Below are 19447 nucleotides of genomic sequence, written 5' to 3' on the forward strand. Positions count from 1 at the left end.
ACCTCACTATGACCCAATTGAATTATTGGTTGAAATCCTTAGGAATGCTAACTGTAGCTGTGCTGACTACGGTAACTCCTATTACTTCCAGGAAAGCTAGCGCTAGAACAGTTGCGGACTTAAGGCAACAGGAAAAATCTCTGGAAATTTCTGTGGTTCCTCCAGAAATAGCTCCTCCCGATTCCATTAAAATCCCTGTTCCTCCTCCGGAAACGAACAAGAATGGCATTTGTCCGGAGTTTCTGCCACCAGTAATTGACTCGATTATCGATCATCCTTCCTTGGCGAGAGGGAAATGGGGGATTTTGGTTGAATCATTATCAGAAGAAAAGATTTTCTACAGCCACAATGCTAATCAATACTTTATCCCTGCTTCTAACATCAAACTATTAACTACAGCGGCAGCATTAAACAAGCTTCATCCCAATACTCCGATTCGCTCTAAGTCAATGGAAGAATGGGTGAAGATAACGAATCTAAAAAGCAACAATAGTTATGCTGATACCTTATTGCGCTATATTGGCGGGTCAGAAGTAGTGCAGGATGCTTTGGCGGAATTAGGAGTTAACCCTAATAGTTATCGATTGGTAGATGGGTCTGGCTTATCCCGGAAAAATTTAGCGACTCCGGAGGTATTTGTAACCACTCTCAAAGGGATGAGTGATGCTAATAATAATGAAGTTTTCTTCGCTTCTTTACCAGTTGCGGGAGTGAGCGGTACTCTCAAAAATCGGCTGCGTCATCCCTCTACACAAACCAAAGTTCAAGCCAAAACCGGCACCCTCAGAGGAGTGAAAGCTCTGTCTGGATATCTAGAACATCCCGATTACGGAACTATTGTGTTTAGCATCATGGTTAATCAACCATCCCAGTCAGGCAAAGTCTTAGAAAAGGGAATTGATCAGATCGTTCTGCGCTTAACTCAGCTGATGCCTTGTAGTTGATAGAGAGGCTGGGGAGATGGGGAGATGGGGAGATGGGGAGATGGGGAGATGGGGAGATGGGGAGATGGGGAGATGGGGAGATTTTTATTAAGGGTAATTATCCGACTCCCGACTCCCGTTCCCCTCCTGGGAGGGGTTAGGGGTGGGTTCCGACTCCCGACTGTCTAATCCTTCAAACTAGTCTTCCCCCTATTCCCTATTCCCTATTCCCTATTCCCTATTCCCTATTCCCTGCAACAATCCGATCAAAATACCAATTCAATACCGGAGCGAGCAAGCTATGGAACCGGCCTAGTAATCTCATCTCGAATCCTGGCATGATCCCAAACTGCTTTTTCTCAATACCTCGTACAATCTGATTCGCTACAGCAGTTGCACTCCACATCTGGGCACTGCCAGTAATCATCTTAGTTTCCAGGGGCTTGGTTTTATTTTCTGCTTCTAGTTGTGGGGTATCGGTATCGGGAGGATAGACAATAGAAACATGAATACCTTGGGGCTTTAACTCACCGCGCAAGGATTCCGCTAAACCCCGCAAGGCAAATTTACTGGGACAGTAAGGGGTATAGCCATAAATACCAATCAGTCCAGCACCGGAAGATAGCAGTACAATATGACCCTTTTGTTGCTCTACCATGCTGGGTAGTACTGCTTTAATTGCATAGAGGGAACCAAAATAGTTAACTGCCATGGTTTGTTCAAATACCTCTATGGGCAGCTCTTGGAAGTAACCGGGATGAGCAATACCAGCGCTAGTGATTAATAGGTCAGCCGGACCGATTTGATCAATTGCTTGCTCAATAGCTGCTTCTACCTGTATCTGCTGGGAAACATCAGCAGAAATAGTGATAATTTTTGCTTGCGGATGCCTTCGCATCCCTTCAATCTCGACTTTAGCCTGCTCTAGCTTAGCTGTATCCCTAGCAATCAAGGTCAGATTAGCTCCCTTCTGGGCTAATAATTTGGCAGTAGCTTTGCCAATCCCACTGGAACCCCCTGTGATAATAGCGTGCTGTTGATTGAAGGTCATGGTTGAATCTATAGGGAACAGGGAGTCGGGAGTCGGGAATCGGGAGTCGGGAATCGGGAATCGGGAATCGGGAATCGGGGGCGTTGGGTCAGTCTTGGAATGAATAGGAGTAGAGTGGGCATCCTGCCCGCGCGAAAATATTGATAACGGGCAAGATGCCCATTCCGGTCACGGGCAAGATGCCCATTCCACAGATGCCCATTCCACAGATGCCCATTCCACAGATGCCCATTCCACAGATGCCCATTCTACCTGACTCTTAAAATCATTCCATTATTAAGCAACGCCCCCTACTCCCTACTCCCTACTCCCTATTCCCTAAACTAAAAATGAATTATGCGATCGCGGATTCGCTTACCGCCACTTCCTCATTCTTAGCTGGTAAAGGTGCTGGTTTATTAGTCATAAATTCAGCCAGCTGAGCCTCAATTTGGTCACGAACAATTTGGCGATATTCCAGGAAGTGTTCTGCGTAGGCACAAACCACAAAGAAAGAGCCCACAACTTTCGGTTTCTGCTGAATCAGCTTAAACAGACTATTCCAGAAAGTCCAGCGGGTCTTACGAAGAACCCCTTGTCGCCAGCATATGGTCAGTAGCGCCCGGATAATCACCCAATCGATCGGACGAGATACACCATGCCTTGGTAGACCCAGCTTCATAAAGTAGTTGTAGATGCGGTTTAAAAATCGCTCTGGGTCATACAGAGTCCAAAACGCCTCCACATATTCACGAGCAATTTCTTCCACTGGCCGAGTTGGCACAAAATTGATCAAAGTGGTTTGGTTAATATTAGCCCCACCATCGAGAAGTCGTCCTTCTTTTTCAAGGCGATGCCACAGAGCAGTATTAGGCAATGCCTGCAACATACTAAACAAGGCAATAGGAATCGAGGTTTTCTCAATAAACTGGACAATGCGATCGCCTGCGCCAGGTTTTTCCCCATCAAAGCCCATGATAAACCCTGCCATCACCCTGATACCTGCCTGGGTAATTGCATCCACGGATTCACTCAGAGAATCTCGAGTATTTTGGAACTTTTTTGTCAGGGTAAGGCTGTCTTCATCAGGAGTTTCAATGCCTAAAAAGACCTCTTTAAAATTACAATCGACCATCAGGTCCATCAGTTCTTGGTCTTGAGCCAAATCCACTGAAGCTTCTGTGGTGAAGCTAAAAGGATACTCGTGTTCAGCCATCCAGACTTTCATGGCTTTCAGCAGAATCTTGACATTGCGCTTATTGCCAATAAAGTTGTCATCTACTAGAAAAATCCCCCCTTGGAAATTCAGTTCTAAGAGGCGTTCTAGTTCAGCTAACAACTGCTCGGGAGTTTTGGTGCGGGGTTTGCGACCGTAGAGGACAATAATATCGCAGAATTCGCACTGAAATGGACAGCCCCGAGAGAACTGGATTGCCATGGTGTCATAGGCTTCCAGGTCGAGAAGATCAAAACGGGGGATTGGGCTCTCCGTAACATCCGGCTTCTCACCATTAGCACGGAACACCCCTTTAGTCTCGCCCCGTTCAATCGCTGACACAAACATCGGTAGGGTAATTTCCCCTTCATCCAAAATCAAGTAATCTGCCCCAGCCGCTTCCGGTTCGTGGGGTGAGGTAGTCGGGTAAGGACCACCCACGGCTACCTTTTTCCCACGGCGCTTAGCTTCCTGAATTTGCTCAAGGAAATCTTTTTTCTGGACGATCATACCTGAGATAATCACTATCTCAGCCCAATCCCATTCTGCCTCCGTTACCTCAGATACATTGCGGTCAAGCAGTTTAAAGGACCATGTCTGAGGTAATATCGCCGCTACTGTCACCAAACCTAGGGGTGGCATCAGTGCCTTGTGATTCACCAACTCAATGGTTCTCTCCATTGACCAGAAACTTTTGGGAAACAGAGGATATAGCAGTAAAACTCGCATAAGTAGCACCTGAAACGATAGTTAGGTTTTCCGGAATTGATTTATCCGAATTTATCAATTGATCAAAGCTGGCTTAACTTAACCAGAGTTGGAAAGATGTCGTTGGCGGATTACCTGTCAGCCACTAACTATTAGGTTAGGTAAATATTAGGTAGGTAACGGGGTGGGAGACTATTCCCCAGTTAGTTACTAAGGTTTGCTAATATATATAGTCTGATCCCCGAGTTAATTTCCACTCAATCCGCCAACGGGGTTTGTAATCTGTAAGTTGCCAGTTTTCCCTTAGATTTACCTGTCAGTAGTTATACTTAGCACCGGCCTAAACTGAGATTTACCCCTTGTTAAGGGATCATCAATAAGCTCAGGTTATGACCGTGTGCAGTATAGTTACTATCAGATAGTTACTCTTAGTTACTCTAAGGGTGATATCTGGGTACTATCGTCCTGCTGGAGCTTTGCTACTTCTTGAGCCAGGGTGTTCACCGTAAAGCGAATTTGCTCCTCCGTATGGTTACAGGTGATAAAGAAGCGCAGGCGGGCAGCATTTTGCGGCACCGATGGATAGAACATAAACGGGACATTGATACCACGCTTAAACAGATTCTGAGAGAGTTGCACCGACTTCAAGGCATCTCCCACAATAATTGGAATCACCGGAGAATCTTTACTCGTCCCTGTGTTGAGTCCCTGTTTCTGGGCTAATTCCAGGAAAAGTTTAGCTCGCTGGTGCAACAGTGCAACTCGCTCTGGTTCTGCCTTCAGTAGCCTTATGGAAGCCAAGACCGAGGCTGCATTAGGGGGGGCTATGCCAACACTATAGACAAATCCGGGCGAGGTATACTTGAGGTATTCTACCACAGCAGCGCAACCAGCAATATAGCCACCGCAGCTAGCAAACGACTTGCTGAGGGTACCCATCCACAAATCTACATCAGCGGGATCAACCCCACAGAACTCACCAACCCCTCGACCGTGTTTGCCCAGTACCCCGATGGAGTGAGCTTCATCTACCATCAGGAAAGCTTTGTGGCGTTTCTTGACTGCAATGAACTGAGGCAAGTCGGGAATGTCACCATCAGTACTGTAAACCCCTTCGATCACAATCAGTACCCGTTGATAGTGGTGACGACGCTCCTGGAGTATTTTCTCCAATGCCTGACAGTCATTATGAGGAAAAGCAATAATGCTCGCTCCCGACAGGATGCATCCCTGTAGAATACTGTTGTGGCTCAGAGAATCATGTAAGATTAGGTCGTTTTTGCCAAATAAGTGACTAATAGTAGTTACGTTAGTAGCATGACCGCCCACATAGACGATACTATCCTCAGTACCAATAAACTCAGCAATTTCTTTTTCGAGCTCTCGATGTAACGGTTTTTCCCCTGACAACAGACGGCTAGCACAGGCGGAGGTACCATAACGATCAATGGCATCCTTTGCTGCTTGAGAAACAACTGGGTCACCACACATCCCCAGATAATTATAAGTGGCATAATTAATCAGTTCTCGGCCACCAATCTGTGTGGTATTGTTTACCACCCGTTCTTGGGGGGTAAAGAAAGGATTGTTGACCCCCAGCGCTTTGATTTCCTCCTGTTGCAATTGCAGTTTGCGGTATTCTGGGTATAGGTGGAAATTATGGTATTCCGGTGGGATATCTTGATTGTCTAGCTTTTCTGCATCTTGATTTGGGATTAGACCGTTTTTGGCCGATAATATATGACCATTCGTTTCCGGTATTGACCTCCTTGACGAGGTTTCTAGGTGAGCTTGTGAGTTTCCTGTTGGTTGTTTAGCAACGTATTCCGCCAAATACTCAGCCAATGCCTCAATATTGTCGTGATCCCATAAAAGGGTTGGGGAAAGCCGATGTCCAAGGAAATTCTCCAGCTCTCCGGATAGGTTTACAGCTTCAATCGAATTCAAACCATAATCGGTAAAATCCCGATGAATATCTATTTCTTGGGCATCCAGCTCAAGTACTTCTGCTAGCTTGGACACTAACCAAGTCGCAATGCTTGATGCTGCTTTAGATAATTTTGGGGAACTGACGGTAGATTTGTGATCACTCGTAACCATAGTGGTCGGTGAGCTTTCTTTCCCGTTCCAGACCTGGTTCAACAATTCCATGTTGCACTCCTTCACCACACTAAAAGATTAGATCACCCAACTCCAGTTACTGGCACTGGGTGATCGTCTGCCCTTACCCCTCCATGACTTTTCGATCATTGAGTCTAGTTGTGAACCTTCAACAGCTAACAATGTTCTAAACAGAGATTATGCCTCTATTTCGGTCTAGTTGTCACTCTTGAAGCCAATGAATTGCTATTTTTGGGGTTGACTTGATGGTTATTTTGCCACGAACTACTAAAACTTGTGAAAAATTATATCAATCAAGTCAAGTCTACCCTCTTGCGCCGATAGCGTTTGACAGGTAAGCTATTTTTCATCTAAAAATCTGTTTCGTAAGATGCAGATTTTGTTGATTGGGTCTGGTAACTTCGCCTCTAGGCTTGGTATGAGGGGAAACAAAGCAGGGATAATTCGCGATCGCATAATGGCAAACCATAAAGCTAAATACTCCAACTTAGTCGATCTCGTGGTCGATAGAGCGCTAAACCAACCTAACCAAATTGCTTACACTTTCCTAGCAGACGGGGAAACAGAATCTGGTCATCTGACCTATCAACAGTTAGATCAACAAGCCAGAGCCATTGCTGCTCAGCTACAGTCTCTAGTTGCCAGGGGCTCCCGTGCCTTATTAGTCTACCCCTATACCGCTGGTTTAGAGTTCATTGCCGCTTTCTTTGGGTGTCTGTATGCCTCAGTTGTAGCAGTGACCGCTAATCCCCCCCGGTCGAAACAGGCTATTGCCCAATTACAGCAGCGGGTCATTTCTTCCCAAGCCACAGTAGCCCTTACTACCACAGACCTCTGGAAAAGAATCCAGCAGCAGTGTGCCTCGAATCCAGAATTAGCCCCAACCTTAACTGAACTGTCCTGGATAGAAACCAACGAAATTTCCCCGTCTCTAGCATCAGACTGGATTGAAACCGAGCGCCCAGATCAGGATAGCTTAGCCTTTCTACAGTACACCTCAGGGTCTACCGGTAAGCCAAAAGGGGTAATGGTGACCCATGGTAATATTCTGTACAACTCAGCCTTGATCTATCAGTGCTTCGAGCATACCCTTAACAGTCAAGGAGTGATCTGGTTACCCTTGTTTCATGATATGGGCTTGATTGGTGGCGTGATCCAGCCCATCTATGGGAGATTTCCCCTTACACTCATGTCACCAGTAGCCTTGATACAGAAACCCGTTTGCTGGCTCCAAGCCATTTCCCGCTATAAAGCCACCACCAGTGGTGGTCCCAATTTTGCCTATGACCTATTGTGTCGCCAGGTCACTCCGGAACAGATGGAAACTCTAGACCTCAGCAGTTGGGAAGTAGCGTTTTCCGGTGCTGAACCGATTCGAGCCGAAACCCTAGAACGGTTTGCCGAGACCTTTGCACCTTGTGGGTTTAGACCAGAAGCATTTTACCCCTGCTACGGTATGGCTGAAACCACATTATTTATTTCCGGGGGATTGAAAGCTAACCCTCCGGTGATTAAGTATGTTGAGCAAGGTGCCCTAGGAGAAAATCAGGTGGTAGCTGCTACGAAAGACCAACAGGGAACACAAAGGATTGTCGGCTGTGGTCAGCCCTGGTTAGATGATCACGTGGTAATTGTTGACCCGGAAACCCTAATAGAGTGTCCAGAGAATAAAGTCGGCGAAATTTGGGTATCTGGTAATGGTGTCGGCAAGGGCTATTGGAATCAACCAGAGGAAACAGAACGGACATTTGGTGCCTATATAAAAGACACCGGCACTGGACCATTTCTGCGTACTGGAGACTTAGGATTCCTACAAGATGGGGAACTGTTTATCACCGGTCGCCTCAAAGAATTGATGATCCTCTGGGGAAACAACCGCTATCCCCAGCATATTGAAGCAACTGTTGAGAAGAGTCATCCAGCTCTGCGACCCAATGCTAGTGCAGCGTTTTCCGTAGATTTAGAAGGGGAAGAACGATTAGTTATTGCTCAAGAGATAAAGCGGAATTACCTTAGACACTTAGTGGTTGATGAAGTAGTGGCAGCCATTCGTCAAGCAGTAGCCCAAGAGCATATTGCTGATGTTTATGGGATTGTGCTGCTCAAAACCGGAAGTATTCCCAAGACCTCTAGTGGGAAGATTAAACGTCGGGAATGTCGGCTGCGATTTCTTGATGGAACTTTAGAAGCAGTAGGTGAATGGCGACAGAGTCAACAACAGCCCCGTAGTATTACCGATCTGTTGAGTCAGTTGAATGTTGGTGGCTCAGAATCCTAACGTTATTATTGGGATGATTTAGGGATCCGTCTAGGAATTGTCATAATTTTTGATGCCATATTACCTACTCCCAGATCCGCTGCTCCCTATTCCCAGATCCGCTGTTCCCTATTCCCTTTGCTATTAAATGTGTTAAAGATTACTAATTACCAGTTACTAATTGCGACCATCACTAGCAATTTATGAATTTTTTTAGCAACCAGTCAAAAAAATAATTATGTATGGTAAAATATACCTCTAAGCGCAGCTAATTTAATTAACTATGAAACGTTATTTAGAGGCTCTTAGGGAAAAAGCCAGAAATTTCCTGATCTATGGTATTGGGAAAACACTTATCTACAAGTTGGAAAAGCTAATTACTAATTATTCATTAATTGGTAATTCAACCTTCTTTGAGCCTGACCAATTTAATTGGGTGGAAGAGTTAGAATCTCAATCGATGAGGATTCGCCAAGAGCTCGATCAAGTCTTGAAATATAGAGATAGTCTACCCACCTTCCAAGATATTTCCCCAGACCAGGGAGATTATCTCAGCACAGATAATCGCTGGAAAACCTATGGCTTTTATGGCTATGGAATTAAATCTAAACAAAATTGTAAAAACTGTCCGGAAACCACTCGTATTATCGAAAAAATTCCAGGTATGAAAACGGCATTTTTTTCAATCCTATTACCTGGGAAGCATATCCCTGAACACAGGGGACCTTATAAAGGGGTAATCAGATGTCTTCTAGGATTACGTGTTCCTGAACCAAAGGAAAATTGTCGGATTCGTGTTGGTAACGACATTCGCTATTGGGAAGAAGGAAAAGCGATGATATTTGATGATACCTTCCCCCATGAGGTATGGAATGAAACCGATGGAATCCGGGTGGTTTTATTTCTAGATATTGTTAGACCCCTCCGTTTTCCTGCTTCATGGATTAATCTATTATTTATTAAACTAATTGCTTGGTCACCCTACGTTCAAGATGCTATGGCTAATCAGAAAAAATGGGAAAAACGCTTAGATAAGGTGTTTGCTGGCTCTTGAAGAAATAGGGAATAGGGAATAGGGAATAGGGAATAGGGAATAGCGATGCATCGCTTTTATCGTACTTCCTGAATCAAGACTGCAGAGGTAAAAATAATTTTTTACCTTTTCTTTGTTACCTTTTCTTTCTTTCCTGCTCCCTACGAGGTACACAGGTTTTTTCCCCTCTTACCTTTGATATCCTAAATCTTATGTCGTAGTGGTCAGGTTGGCAGAAATTATATGTACCATTTCGGTGCTTTGGCGGCTGGGTTGTTTAGCAAACCTACCGGTGGCGCAGATACCTTCATCAAGCAGTTAGGGTTCACGGATCTTTATTTTGGTTCAGGGGATTTTCCCCATAAGCTCGGGTATTCCCAAACCGTGCCAATCCCTGGGCATCTGAGCATACAAGAAAATTTACCGGTACCAATTCCAGATGCGATCGCAAAATTCCTACTCAAACGGAAGCTGGCGATGACAGGATTTGTCGAAGACTTGCCCCAACCGGAAAATAGGGTAGAGGTTAGCAACACAGGAGCGATCCATCTATTCCACAAATTTCATCCTTACGATATTTACCGCTCCCGTTACTATATGGGCCAGCTCAAGAAAGTGATGGGCCATGCTGGGGTAGTATTCATGTTTGGTGCCACCGGGGATAAAGATGATCGTCACACAGCCCATCAAGTGGGCACCACACGTTTTGGTACCGATTCCAAAACATCAGTGCTTGACCCATACTGCCGTTTGCACGATCATGACAATGTATTTGTTGTGGATGGTGGATTTATGCCAACCTCTTTGGGGGTTAGTCCTGCTTTAACCATAGTAGCTAATGCACTGCGAGTGGCAGATTATATTAACGAGACTTGTTAGCATGAAAACTGTTGTAATCACAGGAATTTCCGGCACCCTCGGCAGTGCGTTAGGTCAAGAGTACATCAATCGTGGTTGGCAAGTAGTTGGTGTAACCCGTCAAGAAACCCTCGAAGGTAACTATTTCAATACATTGTGTGTGTCTCAACAACAAACCCTTGAAGATGCCCAAAAGTTGCTTGAGTATGACCCCGATGTGATTATCCTGAATGCAGGACAAATCGAAACTGAGGTAGGGGATGGAGGAGTGCCACTGGTTGAGATAGTAGAATCGATGAACCGTGTTAACTACAGTTGGCCAGCATTGGTAGCCCTCGAAGCAGCCAAGCTAAAGCGCGAGCGACCCCTAGATGTTGTTGCTATTGGTTCCATCGCAGATGGTAGCCCTTCTTGTTTTGGTCCACTCTATCATTCTGGTAAAATCCCTTTGCACTATTACTGGTCAGGTGTTGGACCAATCGTTTACCACGCCAGCAATCATCAAATTCCCATGAGGCTTTACCGTCCTGGTGTGATCAGCGGTCCCTTGGCTTGGGCACCAGTGAACCGTCTCAATGAAAAAGGTTATAAAATCCGAGCTAACCGAGTCAATTCTGCTCCTCCTGCTGAAAAAGTGGCTAAGACAATCGCCAGCTGGATTGAGAAAAACCAAGAATGGGTGGGAACTTATGATGAGCCTTTTAGCTTGAAAATATTCAAATACGTCTCCTCTTTGCTTTGTTCCCCAATTTATTTAACAAACTACAGTTGTTTGGATGGCATCGGTGCAGCAAATTAGTCTAACTATGAAATAGGTAATTTCGGTAAGAATGTCGGAAGTGTGGGAATGGGAATGATTGTTAATAATTGATGTATTATTTACCAAATGTATGTTAAAAATTAATTCCAGTAAAATAAATTATTGTTACTCGAAGCTCCTAACCTAAAAATCCTAAATTGGAGCATAGTTGGTTATGTCGGAATTAGGCTAAAGTAATGATTTTAAATGTTTTGTGTAAGTGGTTTTGTGTAAGTTGTTGAGTGCAGGGGTAAAAGGTGTCACAAACTATTCTCCAAGCAGCCACATTAGTTGATATCCTGCGCTACAGAGCAGTTAACCAGCCAGATGCGATCGCATATACCTTTTTGGTGGATGGAGAAACCGAACAGGTCAGTCTGACTTACCAAGAGTTGGAGCAAAAAGCCCAAGCGATCGCGTTCCACCTGCAATCAATATATTCCCCAGGAGAAACTGCCCTACTACTGTATCCTCCTGGTCTAGACTATATTTGTGCATTTTTCGGGTGTCTGTACGCTGGGGTTGTAGCTGTCCCCGCTTATCCTCCTAGACCAAACCGCTCCCTTGTCCGTGTTCAGGCAATTGTCAAGGATTCCCTGGCAAGGGTAGCCCTAACTACCCAAGCAATCCTGTCTAATTTAGAGCGACGGTTTACTCAAGCTCCAGAACTGAAGACACTGCACTGGCTAGCCACAGAAAACATCAACGGCAACTTAGCTCAATCATGGCAGCAACCAGCTATAGATGGTAGCACCCTAGCTTTTCTCCAATACACCTCTGGTTCAACCGCTGCCCCGAAGGGAGTGATGATTAGCCACAGCAATCTAGTCCATAATTCAGGTGCTATCTATCAGTATTTTGAGCACACCGACCAGAGCAGTGTGGTGAGTTGGTTGCCGATGTACCATGACATGGGTCTGATTGGTGGCATACTCCAACCTCTATACGGCGGTTTTCCAGCTACTCTCATGTCCCCCTTGATGTTTTTGCAAAGTCCGATCCGCTGGTTAAAAGCAATTTCCAACTATCGAGCCACCAGCAGTGGAGGACCAAACTTTGGTTACGACTTATGCGATCGCAAAATCAAGCCGGAACAACTAACAAACTTGGATTTGAGTAGTTGGGACATTGCCTTTAACGGAGCTGAGCCCATTAACTCGGCCATTTTAGAGCGGTTTGCCACAAAGTTTGAGTCCTGTGGCTTCCGCCGAGAAGCATTCTACCCTTGCTATGGCATGGCTGAAGCCACCTTAATGGTTTCTGGTGGTCTCAAAAGTGCCCCAATTGTCTTAAAAACAGTTGAGGGGGCAGCACTGGAGCAAAATCAGGTTGTCCCAGCTAGTGTTGATCAAGAAGGTACCCTTACTCTGGTAGGCTGTGGTCAAAGCCTGCCAGACCAGCAGATTGTAATTGTCCATCCTGAAACCTTGACCCCATGTGAACCAGGACAAGTGGGAGAAATTTGGGTATCAGGACCAAGCATTGCCCAAGGTTACTGGAATCAACCGGCAACAACAAAACACAACTTTGGCGTAACCCTAGCACCGATGGGGGAAAAGCCATTTCTACGCACCGGTGACTTGGGATTCATGCTCGATGGTGAATTATTTATTACTGGTCGTCTGAAGGATCTGATCATTATCAATGGTCGTAACCACTATCCCCAAGATATTGAATGGACCGTAGAAAACACCCACTCCTTGCTCAGACCCACGTGTTCGGCAGGATTTTCCGTGAATATTGCTGGTGAGGAACAGTTAGTGGTGATTGCTGAGGTAGAACGTAGCTATTGGAAATCTACTCGGCTAGCCGCTTCTGATCCTGGCAATGGAGCGAAAGGCCATGCCCTTGATACCAAGGAGTTAATCCGGTTAATCAGACGAGCAGTCTTACAACATCACGATTTGCAGGTTCATACTGCTCTGTTGCTCAAACCAGGTACTATTCCCAAGACCTCTAGTGGTAAGATTCAGCGTCATGCCTGTCGCCAGAGTTTTCTAGCGGGAACTCTGGCTGTTATAAATGATGGGGATTAGGCTATTGGCTTTAGGCACCCTTAACCATTAAGATAACACCTTGCCCTAAGCCTCAAAACTTCCTGAACAGACTCGCTTCAGGTGGAATGAGAATTATAGCAGTCGAAGTAAAGGTTAACAGATGTTTATGTTGCCTGTTCCCTTGACACCGGAGATGATATATTATGTCCTAAAGTATACTTTCCTTGAGAGAATTTAACAATTTTGTAACAATTTCGGATAGAATAAGGCATCAGTGGCCTTCGTTGGTAGTTGCAGTAAATAGCTTATGTCGGAGAATTCGTGGTCAGAAAAAGCGCCAAGCCAAGAGCTGAACCAACTTGGCTCTATGCTGTCTAACTTGTCAGAGGAAGAGTTTGAAACTAGCTTATTTTTTCATGGACTAGAAGGACGCCGACGCAAAGCAGCTTTAGTGTTAACCATAGTGTGGTGCATAACCATAGCACTGCATTTGGTGTCTTGGGGGATCTGGGTGAGCTTGGGCTTAACAACGATATTAGGAATTCATTGCCTACGGTTCTTGCTGGCTCGACCGTTAAAAACCCCTCAACCCTTTTTAGATGAGGAGAAAGACGATTTTCCCTTTGTGTCTCTGGTAGTAGCAGCAAAAAATGAAGAAAGTGTCATCAGTAATTTAGTTAAGTCTCTATGTCAATTAGACTACCCGAAAAATCAGTATGAACTGTGGGTAATTGACGATCACAGTACTGACCAAACACCAGAAATCTTAGATAAGTTAGCAGCAACATACGACCAGTTGAAGGTACTGCACCGGAGTGCTAATGCCGGGGGAGGGAAATCAGGAGCACTCAATCAGGTACTTGGTTTAACGAAAGGCGAGATTGTAGCAGTATTTGATGCAGATGCTAAAGTTCCCAAAGATATGCTAAGGCGGGTGTTGCCCTTATTTAATAACCCGCGAGTGGGAGCAGTGCAGGTCAGAAAAGCGATCGCAAATGCAGCACTGAATTTCTGGACACGAGGGCAAATGGCAGAAATGGCTCTCGACAGCTATTTCCAACAGCAACGTATAGCAGTGGGTGGGATTGCTGAATTGCGGGGCAATGGTCAGTTTGTCCGACGTTGCGCACTACAGCGTTGCGGTGCCTGGAATGAAGAAACCATCACCGACGACTTAGATTTAACCATTCGCCTACACCTGGATCAGTGGGATATTGGCTTTCTCAATTACCCGCCAGTAGAAGAAGAAGGAGTCACCAGTGCGATCGCACTCTGGCATCAACGGAACCGTTGGGCAGAAGGAGGGTACCAGCGCTATCTAGATTACTGGCGTTTAATTGTAAGTAACCGCCTAGGTTTGCGGAAAACTCTAGATTTATTTACCTACTTGATCATCCAGTACTTTTTGCCCACTGCTGCTGTACCAGACTGTTTGATGGCTATTGCCCGTAACCGTCTACCTATTTTTAGCCCCATTACTGGGCTAACTGTCACCGTATCAGTGATTGGGATGTTTGTTGGGCTGCGCCGCACCAATCAAAATCGACGATTAGGTGTTTCTAACCTGTTGGTTCCTCTATTGCAGACCTTGAGGGGAAATCTTTATCTATTGCACTGGATGGTGGTGATGGCCGCTACAACCGCTCGGATGTCTGTGCGTCCTAAACGGTTGAAATGGGTGAAAACAGTCCATAGAGGTGGTAGCGAAGAATGGAGAATGAAGAATGAAGAATGAAGAATGGAGAATGGAGAATGGAGAATGGAGAATGGAGAATGGAGAATAGATAATAGAGAATGGATAATTATTAATACTAAAATGGTGAATTCCCAATTCTTAATTCTTAATTCTTAATTCTTAATTCTTAATTCTTAATTCCTCATAAAAATTCAACAGCTGTTTAGCTAACGCCTTATTCGTATACTGCTCCATTGCCCGTGCATAACCCAAATCTCCTAATTTCTCAGCCAAATCTGGTTGCTTGATTAGCTGCTGTAAACAATGTCGTAACTCCGACTCATCCTTTTCAGGAAACACCAACCCAGCATCCCCAATCACATAGGGAATTTCTCCAGAATCCGAACCAATTACTGGTACTTTAGATGCCATCGCCTCAATCAGCACATGACCAAACTGTTCCTTCCAACCTACACTAGTTAAGGTTTTAAACTTATAATTAGTCTCTGATGGTAGCACCAGAGTATTCATCACATTAATATAACGAGGTACCTCGTCATGGGGAACACTCTCAAGCCAAATCAGTTGGTCTTTAATTCCCCACTCTGCCGCCTTTTCCATCAATATCGGCTTGAGGGGACCACGCCCTAGCAGCAGCCACTTCCACTGCATCCCAGATAACCCAGCTAGGGCTTTACCTAAAGTCAGTAATCCCTTCTCCTCTACAAACCGTCCCACAAATCCCACCACAAAGTCATTGGGTTGAATTCCCAACTGCTGTTTTAACTCTGGCTGAGGTTGGGGACGAAACAGGCTTTCATCTACCCCCAATTGGGGCATTACTTTAGCTGGTCCGTTATAACCATGTTGTCGCAGGATTTCTACCCCATCCTGATTCCCACAAATCAATCCATCGGTATGGCGCAGATTATACCCTTCCAACACAGACACCGGAAATTTTACCTGGTAGGGCAGATTCCACCAAGTAAAAAATAGGTTTTTCGCCTTCAGTCCCAATAGCTTATTCAGGGTAATAAATTGAGCATAACCTAATGCCTTAGCTCCCTGTTCCACTTGAATAATATTGGGGCGAAACTGTTTCAATAAAGGGATAATATCTAGCCCAAATGTCAGCAGCCCCTGATTATTTTCACTAAAGTTAGACACTGGTACCACCCGAAATGAACCTTCCTCACGGGGTTGGGTTTCAATGATGCGATTTTGGACACCACCAGGACGCCAGCGCCGGGGAACCACCACAGTTACCTCAATGTTAGGTTCTAAGTGAGCGAGTGTTCGTAACTTCTCGCAGTTAAGGTCAACAATATAGGAGTGGCTAGCAACTAATATTTTCATAGGTAATTTTTTGACAGTTAATGGTGGCAGGTTGTTCGCGTAGCGTGGCCTTTGGCCAAGGTTGTTCGCGTAGCGTGGCCTTTGGCCAAGGTTGTTCGCGTAGCGTGGCCTTTGGCCAAGGTTGTTCGCGTAGCGTGACCGAAAGGCCAAGGTTGTTCGCGTAGCGTGGCCTTTGGCCAAGGTTGTTCGCGTAGCGTGGCCTTTGGCCAAGGTTGTTCGCGTAGCGTGGCCTTTGGCCAAGGTTGTTCGCGTAGCGTGGCCTTTGGCCAAGGTTGGAGGTTGGATGTTGGATGTTGAAGGTTGGATGTTGAAGGTTGGATGTTGAAGGTTGGATGTTGAAGGTTGAAGGTTGCAGGTTGTTCGCCCTTGGCGTTCCCGTAGTATCAATCAGCTTGGTTGATGTAGGATTACTCACAATGGTGCGAGATCTCAGTTAAACTTAGCTATGGAAGCATTACCAAACTACTTAATACTAGTAAATAGGGAATGGTAACCCTGGAAAAAATAGGTATTTTTAGTTAGTTTTTGGCTTCAAATATACTTATAATAATTTTGGTTATTACAACACCATTCACTTGAAATTATTAGGAATTTAATATCCTGACGTATGACTCCTAAATTTTAAAGCTTTTCATTAAAAAGGCAAGAGCTGATTAGGTTTATTTAATCGTAGTTTTAAGTTTTAAAAACTGGATTCAACCGTCTAACCTTCAACCGTATAATCCTATAACCTTCAACCTTTTAACCTTCAACCTTTTAACCTTCAACCTTCTAAGGGTCTAGCCGAGTATAAATTTGACCATCATCCCAGATAGATTTGATGCGTGTACCAAGTGCTTTTAAAAAACCCAACATGTAGAAACCAGCACGGCTAATAATTTTGATCGGGGAACCACTTTTATTACAAGGAGGATTTCCTAAGACGTGGCAATCAAATAGACGACCAAACAGCCGTAGCTGTTCACTAAGGGTAAGATTTTTCATCCCCATCAAGAAATGGTTGTGATAAAAGGTCAACTGATACTCAAGCGATCGCGTACTAATATCATGACACCCCCCAGTTTCTTCCCCTAAATGGACTAAATAAGCATCTGGGTCATACCAAATTTGATAACCAGTACGGCGAAATCGCAAACAAAAATCCGACTCCTCACGAACCGCACTCCCCCGGAACTGTTCATCAAAGTGCAGCCCATACTTCGTAAAAATCTCCCGGCGGAAAGACATATTGCAGCCTCGGGCTGAGATAACCCGTTGGGGCTTAACGGTATGGACTAAGTCTATGTAATACCATGCAATCCCAGGGTCCATCGCCTCCTTAGGCAAGTCCTCAATAGTGTAAGAGGGAGTGGGGGAATCTGCTGCTGCTCCTTTCTCCGCTAGCTTCATCCGGTCAAATACTCGTCCTGCCACTGCCCCAATCTCTGGGGATTGTTCATAGTTACGAGCATGAGCAGTTAAATACCCCGGTGGCATCTTGATATCATCATCGATAAACACAATAATGTCCCCGGATGCCCGCCTTACCCCATAATTTCTTGCCCCAGGTAAACTCGCCCAATCAACCCGGAACCAGCGAATCTTACCAGCATTAGCCAGCTGCTCTAAATAGGATTGAATCTCTGGTTTGTGGGTTCGAGTTTGATCGACAACCAGTACTTCAAAAGCAGGGTAGTCTTGCTTCAGGACATCTTCCAAGGTATCCCGCAAAGGGTCTTCCCGTCCGTAAGTAGGGATAATTACAGAAATCATTGTCGTTGTTTTTAGTACTTTGTCCTTAAGCATTTAACTGCTGATAATGCCGACAATCGATAACAGTTTAAGTGACATGCTATCCTTAGACATCCGTGGTTTTATGGAAAGTTTGACAATTCTCAAGCTAATAGGTAAAACCAATACCAGCTTAGTACAGGGAACAGTGATCCGTGCAGACCTGTTGAAAAAACCCTTTGTCGTTTGCCTTTTGCCTTTTGCTAGGGGTTAATTAATTATTTAGTTAATAAACTAATCAAGGTTGTGAAGGTTTAATGCGTTCGCGAAGCGGTTCCAAAGGAACATCGCATTCCCTGACTTAACTGCTTCGTCATCTGGTTTTGGGATTTCGGCTTAGTGGTGATTATGCGATCGCGAAGCGGTTCCAAAGGAACATCGCATTCCCTGACTTAACTGCTTCGTCATCTGGTTTTGAGATTTCGGCTTAGTGGTGATTATGCGATCGCGTAGCGTGGCCTACGGCCAATCGCTACAGTAGTTCATGTAGGGTGGGCAGTGCTTGAGACCGATGCCTTGGCTGCCCATCAGATTGCTTACCCCTACTCCCCACTCCCTACTACCTACTCCCATTAACCCAGGACGAAAGTCCCTTAAATCCATTACTCATCCGTTGCTCTGAATTATTTCTCATCAAAGTATTTTTTATAAAAACTTCATATATGTAAATATTAACTTTATTTATTTAAAGATTTTATAAATTTGAATTCAAATAGCTAAATTAGTACCGATTCTCTATAATAATATTTTTAGGAAAGGAATCAGGCATCAACATTAACGAGTTCATTGGTTTCATAGCTGTCAACCTAAAGCAGTAAAAGAAAAGAAACCAAGCCTAAGGTCAGCACTTGATATCTAACATTTCAAAATAGCTCATCAAACCAATCTGTCTTGATGCAGTCGCTCATGGGGAGTGTCTGTGTGCGGAACCCCTGTAAGCCCAGTGGAAAGCCAGTTGCTCAGGGGGGAACTCCCAAGAACGCCGACTGAAACTAATTTTTCGTCAGTCAATCAGGAGCTTGACCACGCTATTTCATCCTGTCAATGCCACAAATCAATTCAATAGGAATCAAAAATCATGAAACCTAACCTTTATAAAACATTAGCAGTTACAACTACTACTGGCGCAATTTTAGGTCTTTTTGCTCTTGTCCCTAATCTGGCTCAAGCTGCTGCTATGAAATTTGAGTTTATTAGTACACTTGAGACTCTCAATGATAATCTTGGCTTTGGTATCCTTCGCTATGAGAGTGCCCCTATCACTGGGGTTGGAGTGGAAACTATCCAGATGAATCAGTTAGTTGGTGTCGATTTAGATCTAAAAGCGTCGGCTGAAATTTCTCTTGACATACCAGGTTTAGGATTAGTAACTGATAGTGTTGTCATTGATGAAAGCGATGTCGTTCCCCCAAGTCCATTTCTAACGTTTACGGATGGTATATTAACCAGCTTCACCGATACAATTAACACTAGAAGTAGTACTTTTGGAGTTCCTATTGTTGCTCAAGCTTTAGGCACAACTTTTGAAACTTTTGCTGTTGACCCAACGTCTGGTATAAATATTTTAGTAGAAAAAGGGAATATTGTTTTTAGCACTGTTCCAGAACCAGGAACGATTTTAGGGCTTAGTTTGTTTGGTTTAGGAATGTTGATGAATCGGAAAAAATCAGCGAATTCAAATTAATCCATTAATGTCCAGTTTTG

General features: G+C 44.6%; 17 protein-coding genes. 10 read left to right on the top strand and 7 right to left on the bottom strand.

Annotated features, from left to right (window positions below; translation table 11 throughout):
• The first annotated feature begins 8 nt into the window (after nucleotides 1–8).
• Both dacB and F6K53_RS15235 read left to right on the top strand, forming a co-directional pair.
• On the top strand, nucleotides 9–944 hold the full coding sequence (gene dacB, locus F6K53_RS15230; protein WP_293069021.1) for a D-alanyl-D-alanine carboxypeptidase/D-alanyl-D-alanine-endopeptidase: 936 nt from the start codon (nucleotides 9–11) through the stop codon (nucleotides 942–944).
• Between the two features lie 24 nt (nucleotides 945–968).
• A complete protein-coding gene (locus F6K53_RS15235; protein WP_293028869.1) occupies nucleotides 969–1112 on the top strand; it encodes a hypothetical protein in 144 nt (47 codons plus the stop codon).
• 49 nt (nucleotides 1113–1161) lie between these two features.
• Here the strand turns inward: F6K53_RS15235 and F6K53_RS15240 are convergent, their stop codons facing one another.
• The 3 genes from F6K53_RS15240 to F6K53_RS15250 form a co-directional block, all read right to left on the bottom strand.
• On the bottom strand, nucleotides 1162–1974 hold the full coding sequence (locus tag F6K53_RS15240; RefSeq protein WP_293069025.1) for an SDR family oxidoreductase: 813 nt from the start codon (nucleotides 1972–1974) through the stop codon (nucleotides 1162–1164).
• 334 nt (nucleotides 1975–2308) lie between these two features.
• Complete coding sequence (locus F6K53_RS15245) at nucleotides 2309–3898, bottom strand: B12-binding domain-containing radical SAM protein (protein WP_293069028.1); 1590 nt, start codon at nucleotides 3896–3898, stop codon at nucleotides 2309–2311.
• Nucleotides 3899–4309: 411 nt separating this feature from the next.
• Nucleotides 4310–6028 carry an aminotransferase class I/II-fold pyridoxal phosphate-dependent enzyme gene (locus tag F6K53_RS15250; RefSeq protein ID WP_293069031.1) on the bottom strand — a complete coding sequence of 573 codons (1719 nt, stop codon included), beginning with the start codon at nucleotides 6026–6028 and terminating at the stop codon, nucleotides 4310–4312.
• Between the two features lie 427 nt (nucleotides 6029–6455).
• Between F6K53_RS15250 and F6K53_RS15255 the strand changes: the two genes are divergently transcribed.
• The 6 genes from F6K53_RS15255 (at nucleotide 6456) to F6K53_RS15280 (ending at nucleotide 14677) form a co-directional block, all read left to right on the top strand.
• Complete coding sequence (locus F6K53_RS15255) at nucleotides 6456–8276, top strand: fatty acyl-AMP ligase (RefSeq protein WP_293069077.1); 1821 nt, start codon at nucleotides 6456–6458, stop codon at nucleotides 8274–8276.
• 262 nt (nucleotides 8277–8538) lie between these two features.
• Nucleotides 8539–9309 (top strand): aspartyl/asparaginyl beta-hydroxylase domain-containing protein, encoded by a 771-nt coding sequence (locus tag F6K53_RS15260; RefSeq protein ID WP_293069034.1) that lies wholly within the window; start codon nucleotides 8539–8541, stop codon nucleotides 9307–9309.
• A gap of 222 nt (nucleotides 9310–9531) precedes the next feature.
• A complete protein-coding gene (locus F6K53_RS15265) occupies nucleotides 9532–10167 on the top strand; it encodes a GMC oxidoreductase (protein ID WP_293069037.1) in 636 nt (211 codons plus the stop codon).
• 1 nt (nucleotide 10168) lies between these two features.
• Nucleotides 10169–10945 carry an NAD-dependent epimerase/dehydratase family protein gene (locus F6K53_RS15270; RefSeq protein WP_293069040.1) on the top strand — a complete coding sequence of 259 codons (777 nt, stop codon included), beginning with the start codon at nucleotides 10169–10171 and terminating at the stop codon, nucleotides 10943–10945.
• A 257-nt stretch (nucleotides 10946–11202) separates the two neighbouring features.
• On the top strand, nucleotides 11203–12981 hold the full coding sequence (locus F6K53_RS15275; protein WP_293069043.1) for a fatty acyl-AMP ligase: 1779 nt from the start codon (nucleotides 11203–11205) through the stop codon (nucleotides 12979–12981).
• Between the two features lie 268 nt (nucleotides 12982–13249).
• Nucleotides 13250–14677, top strand: coding sequence for a glycosyltransferase family 2 protein (locus tag F6K53_RS15280; protein WP_293069046.1), 1428 nt, complete (start codon nucleotides 13250–13252; stop codon nucleotides 14675–14677).
• Between the two features lie 120 nt (nucleotides 14678–14797).
• On the opposite strand, the gene hpsO is transcribed toward F6K53_RS15280, so the two are convergent.
• The 3 genes from hpsO to hpsN all read right to left on the bottom strand — a co-directional run bounded on the left by hpsO (nucleotide 14798) and on the right by hpsN (nucleotide 17725).
• The gene (gene hpsO, locus F6K53_RS15285; protein WP_293042633.1) at nucleotides 14798–15973 is read right to left on the bottom strand and encodes a hormogonium polysaccharide biosynthesis glycosyltransferase HpsO; all 1176 of its coding nucleotides are present in this window, start codon (nucleotides 15971–15973) and stop codon (nucleotides 14798–14800) included.
• The gene (locus F6K53_RS15290; RefSeq protein ID WP_293069049.1) at nucleotides 15954–16388 is read right to left on the bottom strand and encodes a hypothetical protein; all 435 of its coding nucleotides are present in this window, start codon (nucleotides 16386–16388) and stop codon (nucleotides 15954–15956) included. Before F6K53_RS15290 ends, hpsO begins: the two co-directional genes overlap by 20 nt.
• 356 nt (nucleotides 16389–16744) lie before the next feature.
• Nucleotides 16745–17725 carry a hormogonium polysaccharide biosynthesis glycosyltransferase HpsN gene (gene hpsN, locus F6K53_RS15295; protein WP_293069053.1) on the bottom strand — a complete coding sequence of 327 codons (981 nt, stop codon included), beginning with the start codon at nucleotides 17723–17725 and terminating at the stop codon, nucleotides 16745–16747.
• Nucleotides 17726–17771: 46 nt separating this feature from the next.
• On the opposite strand from hpsN, the gene F6K53_RS15300 reads away from it, so the two are divergent.
• Complete coding sequence (locus F6K53_RS15300) at nucleotides 17772–17957, top strand: hypothetical protein (RefSeq protein WP_293069056.1); 186 nt, start codon at nucleotides 17772–17774, stop codon at nucleotides 17955–17957.
• A gap of 245 nt (nucleotides 17958–18202) precedes the next feature.
• Here the strand turns inward: F6K53_RS15300 and F6K53_RS15305 are convergent, their stop codons facing one another.
• Complete coding sequence (locus F6K53_RS15305) at nucleotides 18203–18346, bottom strand: hypothetical protein (RefSeq protein ID WP_293069059.1); 144 nt, start codon at nucleotides 18344–18346, stop codon at nucleotides 18203–18205.
• Between the two features lie 475 nt (nucleotides 18347–18821).
• On the opposite strand from F6K53_RS15305, the gene F6K53_RS15310 reads away from it, so the two are divergent.
• Complete coding sequence (locus F6K53_RS15310; protein ID WP_293069062.1) at nucleotides 18822–19427, top strand: PEP-CTERM sorting domain-containing protein; 606 nt, start codon at nucleotides 18822–18824, stop codon at nucleotides 19425–19427.
• Nucleotides 19428–19447: the final 20 nt, after the last annotated feature.

Origin of the sequence: Moorena sp. SIO4A1 (genome assembly GCF_010672065.1) — a bacterium.
Taxonomy (GTDB): Bacteria; Cyanobacteriota; Cyanobacteriia; order Cyanobacteriales; family Coleofasciculaceae; genus Moorena.

Coding starts and splice junctions, on each gene's coding strand:
- dacB (WP_293069021.1), top strand. CDS start 9: ATGACCCAATTGAATTATTGGTTGAAATCCTTAGGAATGCTAACTGTA.
- F6K53_RS15235 (WP_293028869.1), top strand. CDS start 969: ATGGGGAGATGGGGAGATGGGGAGATGGGGAGATGGGGAGATGGGGAG.
- F6K53_RS15240 (WP_293069025.1), bottom strand. CDS start 1,974: ATGACCTTCAATCAACAGCACGCTATTATCACAGGGGGTTCCAGTGGG.
- F6K53_RS15245 (WP_293069028.1), bottom strand. CDS start 3,898: ATGCGAGTTTTACTGCTATATCCTCTGTTTCCCAAAAGTTTCTGGTCA.
- F6K53_RS15250 (WP_293069031.1), bottom strand. CDS start 6,028: ATGGAATTGTTGAACCAGGTCTGGAACGGGAAAGAAAGCTCACCGACC.
- F6K53_RS15255 (WP_293069077.1), top strand. CDS start 6,456: ATGGCAAACCATAAAGCTAAATACTCCAACTTAGTCGATCTCGTGGTC.
- F6K53_RS15260 (WP_293069034.1), top strand. CDS start 8,539: ATGAAACGTTATTTAGAGGCTCTTAGGGAAAAAGCCAGAAATTTCCTG.
- F6K53_RS15265 (WP_293069037.1), top strand. CDS start 9,532: ATGTACCATTTCGGTGCTTTGGCGGCTGGGTTGTTTAGCAAACCTACC.
- F6K53_RS15270 (WP_293069040.1), top strand. CDS start 10,169: ATGAAAACTGTTGTAATCACAGGAATTTCCGGCACCCTCGGCAGTGCG.
- F6K53_RS15280 (WP_293069046.1), top strand. CDS start 13,250: ATGTCGGAGAATTCGTGGTCAGAAAAAGCGCCAAGCCAAGAGCTGAAC.
- hpsO (WP_293042633.1), bottom strand. CDS start 15,973: ATGAAAATATTAGTTGCTAGCCACTCCTATATTGTTGACCTTAACTGC.
- hpsN (WP_293069053.1), bottom strand. CDS start 17,725: ATGATTTCTGTAATTATCCCTACTTACGGACGGGAAGACCCTTTGCGG.
- F6K53_RS15300 (WP_293069056.1), top strand. CDS start 17,772: ATGCCGACAATCGATAACAGTTTAAGTGACATGCTATCCTTAGACATC.
- F6K53_RS15305 (WP_293069059.1), bottom strand. CDS start 18,346: ATGGATTTAAGGGACTTTCGTCCTGGGTTAATGGGAGTAGGTAGTAGG.
- F6K53_RS15310 (WP_293069062.1), top strand. CDS start 18,822: ATGAAACCTAACCTTTATAAAACATTAGCAGTTACAACTACTACTGGC.